This is a genomic window from Cnuella takakiae, assembly GCF_001953305.1.
GTDB classification, from domain to species: Bacteria; Bacteroidota; Bacteroidia; order Chitinophagales; family Chitinophagaceae; genus Flavisolibacter; species Flavisolibacter takakiae.
In genome coordinates this window covers 1,266,302-1,278,966 of the sequence record NZ_MTFE01000010.1, presented here as the reverse complement: position 1 = coordinate 1,278,966, position 12,665 = coordinate 1,266,302, and the positions used below count along the sequence as shown (strand labels likewise).

Sequence of the window (12,665 nt, the reverse complement as noted above, 5' to 3'; positions counted from 1 at the left end):
AACATCTGAAACCATTGAGACGCAATCCTGGTAACAATTTGGTTTGATTCCTTCAGGACCATGCACTCGGTGCACCGTCTGTCAACAGCAACCCTATAGGTCTCGTCATTGCGAAGCGCCAGCAGTGGCTTGCAATAGGTGCGTTCAGCGGCGCTGAAGCAATCCCCAGCCGCTGTAAGACTCCAAAAGCTGCACGCTTTAAAACCTGTATGTGGTGGGGATTGCTTCAGCGCCGCTATCTGTTGCGTAACGGCGAATCCAACTGGCGCTTCGCAATGACGGCGCCCCTGTGGGCAGTTTATCCCCAACCTCCATCAAGTTGTACCGAAACAACCAAAACTGCTGAAACTTTTGAAACAACATAGGACAGCCTCTTGAAAGTGCTTTAGTATAGGTATCGCAAAAGACGCAAAGAAAACGCAGCGCAACGCGAAGAAAATCTTTGCGATCCTTTGCGACTTCTTCGCGCCCTTTGCGATACACCTACACTCCTAACGCAATACCAACTTTCTTTTCGCCAACTCCTTCCGTACAATAACGCCCACCGAAACAAAGAAAGCCAGGATCACCATCCCATTCAGCAAGCCGCCCCACTGCCGCAGCAAGGGCAACAAGAGCAGGTCGCCAACCACCCGAAGTAACAGCGACAACTGTAGCAATACAAAAAGCACATACAGGAAAGGCCGGAACAACTGCACCGGCAAGCGCAGCACCGCAGGCAGGATGATGGGTGCATGCGAAAAGATCATGGAAAACACAAAGCCGATGAAGAAGCTATGCAGGGCCGCATCGTACAAAAAAGGATTGCCTGCGGGCCACACCAGCAACAGCGCGGTAGGCAACAACCACACATAACCCGTTATCAGCAGTTGCGCCGAGTAGCGGTGCTGCCCCCTGATGCGCAAGGATTTCCAGGCCATATCGTACCGCAGCAACCAGGCTGCAACGGTTGCCATTGCAGCTGCAAATACCAAGTGCCCATAAAAATGGAAGGGCATAAACAGCGACAACAACACCAGGCCCAATGCAGCCAGCAGGCTATTGCGCATGAAAGGCGTGATGTTCTGGAAACGGCTCAACTCAAGCCTTTCGGCAACAATGGTAAAGAGCAGGAAAGCCATGTACCACGGAATGGCATTGGGATAGAAATGCGTTTTATACACAATCACCTGAGCGCCCAGCAATGCAAAAGCACCCGCCAGGAAAACATAGTAGTACAGCTCGCCATAGCGGTAAACAAAATAACAGCACATCACCACAAAGCCTGCCGCACCCAACAGCAAACACCACAGGGCAACAGCTGTTTGTCCCAGGGCAAAGCATAGCACGCTTAACCCATTGATAAATGGCAGCAGCAACACCCACTTTTGTTTGAAGGTAACGGCGCGCTCCACGAAGATCATGGTACCCAGGAAGGAGCCTACCATCAGTGCGCCATGCTGCGCCGCTGCCATACCAAGCGGTAAAGCCCAGCCCAGCCGCAACCAGCCGCTCCAGATGGCCAGCAGCAGCGACAACAGTACAAGCGGCAATACCAGTAATGCTTTGTTCATCGTTTCAGGAAAGCTTTACCCAGCGAAAGATCGCGGGCAAGCGCTTGAATGGTGAGGTTTGAAAATTGTTGATACAGGGCTTCTCTTGCGGCCTTGTAGGTAAAATGTATGGGACATGGTTTTGCTTCGGAGCATTCCTTCAAACCCAGTCCGCACTTAAAGAAAAAGCCGGTGCCGTCAAATACGGCAACCACGGCAATTAAGGTGATGGGCGCAGCATCGGCAGGAATATAAAAGCCACCGTTCGGTCCTTTTACCGAAAGGATCAGGCCTGCCTTTACCAGCTGCTGCAGGATCTTTCCCGTGGTATGTTCGTTGGCGTCAACGGCATGTGCAATTTCGCGGATGCCCATGCGCCTGGCTTCCGGAGCAGCATTCATCAACAGCACCATGGCACGTAAGGCATATTGAGCAGAAAGGGATAACATAGAGCTGTTTGGGTTTAGAAGAAGACAGAGAACAGACGATGGACGATAGATGACGGACGACAGATGCAAAAAAACACTGCAAACCTTATCTTGAGTGAAGCGTCATTGCGAAGGCGCATCAACTGCTTGTGCCTGCAGCAAACTGGCGCGCCGAAGCAATCTCCTGCCGCTGTAAGACACTAAACCTGCACATGAAAGAAACCGGTGGTGCAGGGGATTGCTTCAGCGCCGCAGGATGCCATGGCTACTAAAAGTTTGCAGGCGCCTCGCAATGACGTACCACAGGTGGCGTCATCACAGTTAAAGCATGTGCTCCTTTTCAATGGATGGAAACTGTTGTAACAAAGCATTGTTCACTCAATACGCCCTTCATACATTTCATTTTGTTGTTTGATTGCCAGCAGGCCAATTATCAATAATCAAATAATCATTAATCCTACCCACCACCTTGCCCAGCAAACAATAATTCCGGGTGCAACAAGCACACCCGGAATAAGCACAAGGAAACAAACACAAAGCAGTTAGGCAGTCAATGCGGTACGCAGGTCGCGTTCCAGTTGCAGGCCTTTGGGAAAAAGAATATTGTTTTCGAGGTGAATGTGCTGGTGCAGATCGGCTTCCAGGTCGGCCAGTTTTTGGTACAGTAACTGGAAAGAATTGCAGGCACCCTGAGGCGGGGTAAAGCCATTGGTGAGCTTACGCAGGGCTGCCAGCAGGTCGCCCGCAGCTTCATGATCCGACTCCATCACCTGTATGGGTTCCTGTATGGAAGGATAAGCCTGCAACTCATTTAGGTCGCCGGTTTTCCTTGCCTTCACCAGCGCCTTGATAAAGGGAAATACAATTCGTTCTTCTTTCAGGAAATGCGTATTGAGTTCGGCGGAGAGCTGGCGCCAGATCAATTGCACCTGCTTCAGCTCGGGTGCATGATCGCTATGGCGTGCGGTTACTTTGTCTACAAGTTCATTCAGCACGGGGCCTTCTTCGTAATAGTAGTTGTGGTGCTGGTTGTAGATATAGTCGGCCAAAAAATCGGCATCCCAGCGGTTGAAAGCAGCAGTGTCGGCAACGCTCCTTTCTTTCCCGGCATTTTCGAGAGCGGCAGCTACTTCGGCTTCGCTTACGCCTGCCTCGGCGCAGGCCTGTGCCAGCGACTTTTTACCGCCACAGCAAAAATCGATACCGTACTTTTTAAACACTTCGGCTTTGCGCACATCCTTTGCGGCTAGCTCGCCAACGGTTTCGCCGGGCGCATGCTTTTTTATTTCAACGATCCAGCGTTGCGGCCCCTGCTCCAGGTATTGCCAGGAAAAGATATTGCCCCTTTCGGCAATCATCTGGTAATACAAGGGTTTGGGATCGTGGTCATTGAGGATGCGGAAGGCATCGCCTTGTGCAAGGGCATCAAACTGCTGAAAGATGGTGGGATGCTTCATGCGGGGTTCCAGCACCGTTACATTCAGGATCAAGATTTCGCTATCGAAGGGGGTTTCCAGTACAGGCATGTGGTATTGTTTTCAGGGAATAAAAGTATCCGCATACTTCTACTTGCCTGCCTGATTAAAATCATCCTGCAACTTGTTTTATGTAAGGTTGGGGCAATGACACGGAGGTGACATTTGCAACAGCAACAAACAAAAACAACAACGATGAAATCAAGGATACTTGTCCTGGCGCTTACCCTTGTAACAGCCCTGCAAACCTGGGCCGCGCCCCCGGCAGCAGAAGGCAAAACCATCTTCACCAGTCGCTGTGCCGGCTGCCACAGTGTTTCCAAGCAGTTGGTAGGCCCCGCACTGGGCGGTGTAGACCAGCGCCATTCTATGGATTGGATCGTAAACTTTGTACAGGGTTCACAATCCATGATCAAAAAGGGCGACAAAGAAGCGGTTGCCATTTACGAACAGTTCAAGATATCGATGCCGGACCATAAAGACCTGAGCGCCGACAACATCAAAAATATTGTAGCCTACATACAGGAGGAAACAAAGGCCGCCGCTGCACCCACAGCCGCAGCGCCTACCGACACTCCGGCACAGGTAGACTATATCGGTTTTTCTTCCGGCAATTATGGATTGCTCCTGACCTATGCTGGTTTGCTGGTGCTGCTGGTTGGCTCCCTGCTTTTCCTGGTACAGGTAAAAGCTCTGCGCCGCCGCATGGAACAGGAGCAAGTGTAATTGCTTAATCGTTGGTTTTCGTTTCAATGTACAACGCCCCTTTCCAGGGGCGTTTTTTGTTATTGACAAAATGGGCTACTGCGGCTTTGCGCAAGCAACAATAGAATATCCGCAATAGTTAAGTTGTGGCAATCAAAAGGTTAGAAAAAAGCGGCAAATCTATTATTGCGTATATCTTAGTATTGTACGCCATATTATGAAGACTCCAAACTACATACTAGTACTGCTGCTTGTTTCTGGCTGCATTGAGACACCGGACAAAAAATCAGAAAAGGATAGCCATGCAATACCGCAAGTAGAAACCTATACTGATACAACTCCGACAACTTCGTCCAGGCATAATGATGTAGGTTTTACTTCAAAGCAGTATGGCGAGGAGATCATTAGCGGCAAGGTCAAACCAACTGACAACGAACAGACCTTTGCTTGGTTGGACAGTCTCCAATCCGAAAACCCCAACACGAGGAACTTCGCATTTCGGGTCTACAAGGCTATGGTTGTGAAAAGTGACGGTGCTCTCAGTGAAGCTATTTGTGGATACATTAAGGACTACTTTTCATCCCACCCTAAAGAGTTCTTGGATAACTATAAAACCCTAGACAACCAAGAGAAGGCCTCAACACAGGAAAGCATAGCATTTGAGTTTTATGCCTCGGGAACGGACTACCAAAAAGACCTTAACGAGTATTTTAGAAGTATTAAGACCCGATGCAACATATGCACTGAGGCAGATATGAGCATTCTGGAGGACATGAGATCAACACTGGAAGCAAAAGTTGGTCAGATGGTAGAGTGACTAAACGGCGTACAACATCAGCTTTGCAAAAGTTGGGCTAACGAAGTAAATTTAGACTTTGAACCGCTAATCGGCTTTTGTGCAAGGGCTAAGCAGACAAACAATGAATGCCCAACCTTCGCAAAGCTCTTGAACGTTATTTGCCAAAGATTAATCACCGACGCTGCTCTATGTTAAAAGAGATCAAACTGAAAATAGTTCTTCAAAACCCAGTTGAGGGTGTACTGTATGGCTTACAAAAGGGCAAAGGATCCGACTACGACACATTGCAGCCGCAACCTGGAGCAGGCAAAGATTTGAACTTTGAGTTTGCCGTTCAGATAAAGCAATCAGCGAGCCAGGGTATATCTATGAGCGGTCCTTACGTTCAAGGTCTTGCAGGAAGTCGATTCATTTACATCACCATCGGCAGTTACGCGGGACAGAATGCGGCACCGTGGAGTGGCAGGCTAAAAGTTCCTATTGCTGAAGATGACTTTTCAACCGCTGTTTCAGAAGAAGATGCAGCTTGCTGGTCTTGCTTTGTTCCTGGCAGCACTGCGGAGGGAAAGCCTGTATTTGCAACTGTGAAGGCTTTTGGTGGATGGTCGAAACATAATCTTTCCGACTGTATAGGCACATGACGTGGTATTGCCGCAAGCAGGGCTGGCTGAACGCTATTGTGCTGACGGGCAACTTGTAAACTGTAAATCTTTTATGAGCTTCAGAAATGCCAAGACCCTGCCTGACGGCAATACCCGGAACATTAGTGGCAACCTTAGACAAACACCTCGTAAAAAGATAAAACAAGAAAAAATATGAACACAATATCACCAAACATTTTTGTAACTGACATTAAACAGACAATCGACTTCTACAAACAATTAGGCTTCAACGTTATTACGACAGTTCCCGAACAAGGCGACCTTGTTTGGGCTATGATGACTTGTGGAAACGTAACGTTTATGTTCCAAACCTTTGAAAGTTTGGGCAACGACTTGCCAATGATTTCAAGACAAAACGGAGGCTCATTGCTTTTGTATATTCAAACAACTGAAATCAGAAAATTCTTTGACCACATTAAAGACAAAGTAGAAGTGGTTAAAGGACTTGAAAAAACATTTTACGGTGCGACTGAATTTTCTATTGTAGATAATAACGGCTATTTGCTGACTTTTGCTGAAGATGAAAAGTAAGACAAGCATAAAACTTCCGCTGACAGCCATCGAAAAAGCAAGTTTGAGAAAGAACAAAATCAAAATTGCAAACGTCCTCGACTTTGCAACTGACGAATTGGAAGTTTTTCTTGCCGCTACACCCGAACGAGCAAAAGAAATTTATGCGTTAGCAGAATTTCAAACCGTCCCGTCAGTTGGAATAAAATTCGCCGAAGACCTTGTGTTTTTAGGTTACTATTCGCTAAACGAACTAAAAAACAAAGACGGAGCAAAACTGACAGACGAATACGAACTAAAAAAAGGTTTTTGGACAGACCCGTGCGTTGAAGACCAATTTAGATTAGTCGTACATTATGCAAACACAAACGACATAAAAAAAACGTGGTGGGACTTTACCGAAGAACGAAAAAAGTTTCGCACTAAATATGGTTATCCAACAAGCAGACCTCAAAAAGCGTGGTTTGAAACATTAGAACATGAACGGAAAGACAAATAAAGCAGCCATTAACAAGGTATTGCCCAAAGCGAGGCTGAATAACTTCGACTGGACATTTGTACAAGGTTCAACATTCGTTCTTTGATTGAACTTTTGAGCTAAAAATCCCGGCCTTCGGCAATAGCCAAACCGTTGTGTTACTTCAACAACCAAATACCGTATTTAAAGGAACATTATCATATAAGGCAGATGTTGGTTGACACTTTAAAAACGCTGTTTAGCAGAGATCTAAACAGGTTGAAAAATGAAATTGAACAATATAGCAATGAAGAAAACCTATGGAAGGTTGAAGGCTCCCTTGCCAATGCTGCCGGGAATTTATGCCTGCATTTAATCGGCAACCTGAATACGTATATAGGCAAGGAGCTTGGAAACACCAACTATGTTAGAAACCGGGATGCAGAGTTTTCGCTAAAAGGCGTTCCCAAAAAAGAATTGCTCCAAAAGATCGATGATACTATTGAAGTGGTTAACCAATCGCTTGAAAACCTGGATGAAAATTCTTTGATGCAAGTGTATCCAATTTTAGTATTTGACCAAATGACAACTACCGAGTTTTTGTTGGTGCATTTAACCACCCACCTGACCTATCACTTAGGGCAAATCAATTATCACAGAAGACTGATTGACAGGTAAAACAGCACACAACACCTGATTTTTATAATCAAAGCTGCGTAACTTAAAACCAAAATTTAATCTTTATAAACCTCCCCCATGCCACTCATCAACCCCCACATCAATTTTAACGGCAATGCCGAAGAAGCATTCAACTTCTACCAGTCCGTATTTGGCGGAACCTTCGCCAGGATCGTACGCTTTAAAGACCTGGCAAGCTCCGGGTACCAGGCATCAGCAGCCGAAGCAGAAAAGATCATGCATATTGCCCTGCCCATTGGCGGCAATATTTTGATGGGCAACGATGTGCCGGAAAATATGGGCCGGGTAAATGAGATGGAGAACAGGTCCAAGATATCCATCAGTGCAGCAAGCCGCGAAGAAGCCGACAGGCTGTTCAACGGGCTTTCGGCAGGCGGCAGCGTGGAAGTCCCCATCAGCGACAGCCCCTGGGGTTCTTATTTCGGCATGTTCCGCGACAAGTACGGTATTGAATGGATGGTGGACCACGACCCCGCATATAACGGGAAGGTATAGGCAAACCGGAAAATCTTACTTTTCTACAAAAGCATAGGCGCTTCAATCGGCTATGCTTTTTTATTGGATAGCAGTCCATAACCAGCGGGGAAGTAGGGTTATGGATTGCTATCACTTGCACTTCTTGCAACAGCCAGCGACCACCTGGCTGCACCCCCAAAAAATTGTTGCTGCAACAGACAATGATCATGTTTCCAGAAAATGAAATGGCGCTCTTTTGCACAAAGCGCCACCATGAAGAAAGTACTGCTGATAAATGGTCACCCCGACCCTGAAAGTTATAACTACGCACTTGCCCGCGCCTATGCCGAAGGACTGGCCACCACCGGCGCCACCCTGCAGCAAATAGATATTGCTTCGCTGCAGTTCAACCCCAACCTGCAACACGGCTACCGTAAAAGAACAGCGCTGGAACCCGACCTGCTGCAAGCCATCGAACAGATTAAATGGGCCGACCACCTGGTGTGGGTTTTCCCAATGTGGTGGTATGGTTATCCCGCTGTTATGAAGGGCTTTATCGACCGTACTTTTTTGCCCGGCATCACCTTCGAATACATCCCCAACAAGCCCTTACCCAAAAAACTGCTGAAGGGAAAGACCGGCCATATCATTATCACCGCCGATACACCCGGCTGGTACAATTACCTGTTCATGCACCGGCCGGCCATCAACCAGTTCAAAAAAGGCACTTTGGCGTTTTGTGGTGTGCACCCGGTTAAGCTTACCTATATCGCACCCATCAGGGATTCGAGTGAAGGATTTCGGAAAGGCTGGCTGGAGAAAGTGCGGCAGGAAGGGGCATCGTTCAGGTGAGGGGGACGATGGATGATGGGCGATAGACCTTGGTAAACCACTGACGACGAGGACGACGGACGACGAACGAAAAGGACCTTTTTGAATGTGGTCTGTCGTCTGTTGTCCTTCGTCCCTTCTCCCATCGTCCATCGTCTATCGTCTATCGTCTATCGTCCATAGCCTCCCTCACACCGGCAACCCCACCCAAAACACGGCCCCTGCTCCTTCCCTGCCCTCGGCCCAGATAAAGCCGTTGTGATTTTCGGCCACCTTGCGGGCAATGGAGAGGCCCACGCCGGTACCGGCATACTCCGAACGGCCATGGAGGCGGGTAAATACCTGGAAGATGCGTTCCGCATCGGCAGCTTCGAAGCCAATGCCATTGTCCGCAAAAGAAAGCAGGTGATACTGCCGGGCAGGGTTGGCGCCACTTCCCGCAAGTGCCGCATCGTTGCCGTTCATTTGCACCACCCTGATGGTTAGTTGGGGCTTGCGGTCGGGGTGCCGGTATTTGAGGGCATTTTCCAGCAGGTTTTGAAACAGCTGTTGCAACTGCTCGCGGTGGCCGTTCAGTTCGGGCAGCGCAGCTGCATCTACCTGTGCACCGCTTTCCTGGATTTGCAGTTCCAGGTTTTCCATCACCGTGCGCAGGGTATCGTCGAGGGCTACTTTTTCCAACTGGAAAGCGCCCCTGCTGATGCGCGAATACTCCAGCAGGTCGTCGATCAGGGTATTCATCCGCTCGCAGGCTTTTTCCATGCGGTTGAGCAGGTCGCCTTCCTCGTTGCTCAGTCGGCCATCCAGGCGTTCGCGCAGGCGCTCCGAAAAGAAGTTGATCTTCCGGATGGGTTCCTTCAGATCGTGCGAAGCCGTGTAGGCAAACTGCTCCAGGTTGGCATTCATCCGCTGCAGGTCTTCTACGGTTTTCTCCAACTGTGCCTGCACCTTGCGCAGCGGGGTATGGTCGGTAAACGACACCAGCAGGTGGTTGCCCACCTGCACGCATTGCAGATCCAGGTAGCTGTCGTGTCCATCCACGTGGTAGTGTACCTCGCGGCGATCGGGCTGGCCGGATAGGTAAGCAGTCTTGTACATATCAAAAACGCCGTTGGTGAGGTAGCCGGGAAACCATTCGCTGCCCAGACAGCCTTTCAGCTCCTCGGGGTTTCGCTGTACATAGGACGATATGGATGGATTGACCATTACGAACCGGAAATCTACCAGTTCCCCGGCATCATCGAAATGGGGTGCAAAGGTGAACATGCCCGCCTGTGCGGCATTGAACACCGCCTCCAGTTCGCCCGCCGTTTGCTCCAGCCGCAATTGGGCTTCCTTGATAGAAGTAACATCGGTAAAAATGTGGATCAGCCGGTCCTGGTCCATCCGCGAAACGGAAAGCTCCAGCCACTTGCCTGCACTTTCCAGGAAGTACTGGGTAAGTATGGGCTGCCCGGTATCGAGCGTATGTATGCAAGCCTTGTAGTACTCCGAATCGATGATATTGGGGTCCAGCTCGGTGGCCGTTTTGGAAAGGTAAATATCCAACGGAAGGCCCGTGAACTTCGATGCCGCCTCGTTGGCCAGCAGGGTGCGGCCATCCACCACCTTACCGCTGGCATCGCGGATGATTTCGCTTACCGCAATGCCATTGGAGGAAAAGCGGAGGATATTATCCAGCAGTTTCTTCTGGCGCTCCATCTGGCGGAAGGCTTCCTTGCGGGGCGTGATATCGGTAAAAGTGCCCACGATGCGGTTGGACTCCAGGGGCGCTATCCGCAGGTCGAGCCAGTATTCTTTATCGGGCGTGGTATAAGGCAGTTCCACGTGGCTGGACGAGCCGGTTTCCACTACGTCGCGGTACACATCGAAGATGCCCGAGCTTGCGGTACTTGGAAAGGTGCTCAGCATGCGCTGGTGCAGCACTTCGGCTTCCGTTTTGCGCACAAAATTCAGGAAGCTGGTATTTACCTGGCGGTAAACAAAATCAATGATTCCTCCCTCTTCATCCTGCACGGCCTCCATCACCACCACGGCATTGAGCGATGCGTTGAGGATACTGTTCAGGTAATTGCTTTGATCCTGCAGGGCCTGCTGCGAGCGCTTGAGTTCGGAGATGTCGGTATGCATCACCAGGAAGCCGTCTTCCAGTTTGAGGGTGGAAATAAACAGCCACTTGTTGCTGGCAGGAATGAACTGCTCTACCTGTAGCAGGGCGCCGGTTTCCACGATCTCAACATAGTATTGAAAAACATGGCCGATACCCAGTAGTTCCAGCACCTGCCGGAAAGTATAGGACTTTCGTTGCGCTTCACTGATACCCACCAGCTCGTTGCTGCGGCGGTTGTACAGCTTTACTACAAAATCGGAGATTGCGCCGGCATCATCACGTTGCGCCTCGTACAGCACCATGCCAATGGGCGAATGGTCGATCATCCACTTCAGGGAACGAAGCTGGCTCATATCCCCGGCAGCCTGCTCCGTTGGTACCGGCACCGTACGCATGCTGCACAACAGGCCTCCCGCGTACGGTTTTACCAGTATGCTGCAGGGCGTGCCCGCGTATTGCAATTGCGCTGCGATGGTTTTGTTTTCGGCTAAAGCTGCAGCACCATACTGCAACAGGGCGCCTGAGGGCTCCAGCGGCAACCGGTCGCGCAGCAAATGCAAGCCGGGCAATTCCGCTTTGGAAACTCCCAGCAGCTCCTGTGCCGATTGGTTTGCAAAAAGCAGTTCCAGGTCTTCAATATGGCCATGTGGATGCGTAATAACCTGCAACCATAGTACGGCATCAGGTAGTTGGTCCAGCAGGGTGGCCAGCGTCGTAGGATTCAGGGCTTCGTGTGAGGTCATAGCGATACAGGCAAGTTAGAACTTGTCTGCAAAATTGTGGCGGAATGCGGAAAGATAGAGCGACCGCGAATGATAGACCATGCACAACAAACAACGAAGTGCCTGCTGTAGGTAATGAAAGCAAAGCCAGTACACAGGCCAACAGCTAAAAAACCAATAGCCAACCGCTGCCTCAGTTGCTCCTACCCTTCATCCTGCAGCAGGTCGGGGCGGCGCTCACGGGTACGCCTAAGCGCTTGTTCGTAGCGCCAGTCTTCTACTTTTTTGGGGTCGCCGCTCAGCAGCACATCGGGCACCTTCCAGCCCCTGAAGTCGGCGGGACGGGTGTATACAGGCGGCGCCAGCAGGTTGTCCTGGAAAGAGTCGAACAGCGCCGAAGTTTCGTCGTTGAGTACACCGGGCAGCAGGCGGCCGATGGCATCTACCAGCACGGCGGCAGCCAGTTCGCCACCGCTGAGCACATAGTCGCCGATGGAAATCTCTTTGGTGATATAGTGCTGGCGGATGCGGTCGTCAATGCCTTTGTAGTGACCGCAGATCATGATCAGGTTTTCCTTCAGCGACAGGCTGTTGGCCATGCCCTGGCTGAGGGTGGCGCCATCGGGCGTGAGGTAAATGATCTCATCGTACCTGCGTTCGGCCATCAGCTGGTCGAGGGCCTTTGCCAGGGGTTCGCACATCATCACCATTCCGGCTCCGCCGCCATACTGGTAGTCATCCACCTGTCCATACTCATTTACCGCCCATTGCCGCAGGTGGTGCACCTGTACTTCCAGCAGTCCCTTGGTTTGGGCACGTTTCATAATGGAATGTTGCAGGGGGCTTTCCAGCAGCTCGGGTACTACACTGATGATATCTATGCGCATGGCGCAAAGTTAGGGCGCGGGGGTTGGGAATTGGGTATTGGGTATTAGTGATCGGTGATTAGTGATTGGTGATTGGTGATTGGTGATTGGTGATTGGGGTATTGGGGATTAGGGATTGGAAAACTGAGAGATAGAAATAGTTAAGCGTGGTAGGTTCTCAAATATTGACCAACTGCCTTTTTAGCACATTAGCTAATTATCACATTAGCACATTAACTTATTGGCTTTTTGCTCTCTGGAAGAAAAGCATCCTGTAGAAACAGGATGCGTCATTGATTAGGACATTGCTTCCATGTTAACGGGCAGCAAAGAGGTGTGGATTGCTCGATGGTGGGTAAAAAAATTGCCCTGCCAAGAATAGCAGGGCTTCACCCTTAACCATACGAAACCAA

General features: G+C 49.9%; 13 protein-coding genes. 8 read left to right on the top strand and 5 right to left on the bottom strand.

Translation table 11 applies throughout. The features are described 5' to 3' along the window. Positions 1-491: 491 nt before the first annotated feature. The 3 genes from BUE76_RS05900 to ric form a co-directional block, all read right to left on the bottom strand. On the bottom strand, positions 492-1,553 hold the full coding sequence (locus BUE76_RS05900; RefSeq protein WP_073040904.1) for a hypothetical protein: 1,062 nt from the start codon (positions 1,551-1,553) through the stop codon (positions 492-494). Beyond that, on the bottom strand, positions 1,550-1,981 hold the full coding sequence (locus BUE76_RS05895; protein ID WP_073040906.1) for an RrF2 family transcriptional regulator: 432 nt from the start codon (positions 1,979-1,981) through the stop codon (positions 1,550-1,552). Before BUE76_RS05895 ends, BUE76_RS05900 begins: the two co-directional genes overlap by 4 nt. Positions 1,982-2,502: 521 nt before the next feature. Beyond that, positions 2,503-3,486, bottom strand: coding sequence for an iron-sulfur cluster repair di-iron protein (ric, locus tag BUE76_RS05890; protein ID WP_073040908.1), 984 nt, complete (start codon positions 3,484-3,486; stop codon positions 2,503-2,505). A gap of 144 nt (positions 3,487-3,630) precedes the next feature. Between ric and BUE76_RS05885 the strand changes: the two genes are divergently transcribed. From BUE76_RS05885 to BUE76_RS05850, 8 genes are all read left to right on the top strand, one after another. Beyond that, positions 3,631-4,161 (top strand): c-type cytochrome, encoded by a 531-nt coding sequence (locus BUE76_RS05885; protein WP_073040913.1) that lies wholly within the window; start codon positions 3,631-3,633, stop codon positions 4,159-4,161. Positions 4,162-4,357: 196 nt separating this feature from the next. Then, positions 4,358-4,957 (top strand): hypothetical protein, encoded by a 600-nt coding sequence (locus BUE76_RS05880; protein ID WP_073040915.1) that lies wholly within the window; start codon positions 4,358-4,360, stop codon positions 4,955-4,957. Between the two features lie 170 nt (positions 4,958-5,127). Further along, positions 5,128-5,580: a DUF5990 family protein gene (locus BUE76_RS05875; RefSeq protein ID WP_073040917.1), complete on the top strand. Its 453-nt coding sequence runs from the start codon at positions 5,128-5,130 to the stop codon at positions 5,578-5,580. A gap of 174 nt (positions 5,581-5,754) precedes the next feature. Then, a complete protein-coding gene (locus BUE76_RS05870; RefSeq protein ID WP_073040919.1) occupies positions 5,755-6,132 on the top strand; it encodes a VOC family protein in 378 nt (125 codons plus the stop codon). Next, on the top strand, positions 6,122-6,610 hold the full coding sequence (locus BUE76_RS05865) for a helix-hairpin-helix domain-containing protein (protein ID WP_083596388.1): 489 nt from the start codon (positions 6,122-6,124) through the stop codon (positions 6,608-6,610). The genes BUE76_RS05870 and BUE76_RS05865 overlap by 11 nt, the downstream gene beginning before the upstream one ends. A 189-nt stretch (positions 6,611-6,799) precedes the next feature. Beyond that, positions 6,800-7,246, top strand: a complete 447-nt coding sequence (locus BUE76_RS05860; RefSeq protein ID WP_073040921.1) for a DinB family protein — start codon at positions 6,800-6,802, stop codon at positions 7,244-7,246. Positions 7,247-7,324: 78 nt separating this feature from the next. Further along, a complete protein-coding gene (locus BUE76_RS05855; protein ID WP_073040923.1) occupies positions 7,325-7,762 on the top strand; it encodes a VOC family protein in 438 nt (145 codons plus the stop codon). 234 nt (positions 7,763-7,996) lie between these two features. Then, the gene (locus tag BUE76_RS05850) at positions 7,997-8,575 is read left to right on the top strand and encodes an NAD(P)H-dependent oxidoreductase (RefSeq protein WP_073041024.1); all 579 of its coding nucleotides are present in this window, start codon (positions 7,997-7,999) and stop codon (positions 8,573-8,575) included. Positions 8,576-8,743: 168 nt separating this feature from the next. Here the strand turns inward: BUE76_RS05850 and BUE76_RS05845 are convergent, their stop codons facing one another. Both BUE76_RS05845 and trmD read right to left on the bottom strand, forming a co-directional pair. Next, positions 8,744-11,407, bottom strand: coding sequence for an ATP-binding protein (locus tag BUE76_RS05845; RefSeq protein WP_073040925.1), 2,664 nt, complete (start codon positions 11,405-11,407; stop codon positions 8,744-8,746). A 182-nt stretch (positions 11,408-11,589) separates the two neighbouring features. Next, entirely contained in the window at positions 11,590-12,273 is a 684-nt protein-coding gene (gene trmD / locus BUE76_RS05840; protein ID WP_073040927.1) for a tRNA (guanosine(37)-N1)-methyltransferase TrmD, read from the bottom strand. Positions 12,274-12,665: the final 392 nt, after the last annotated feature.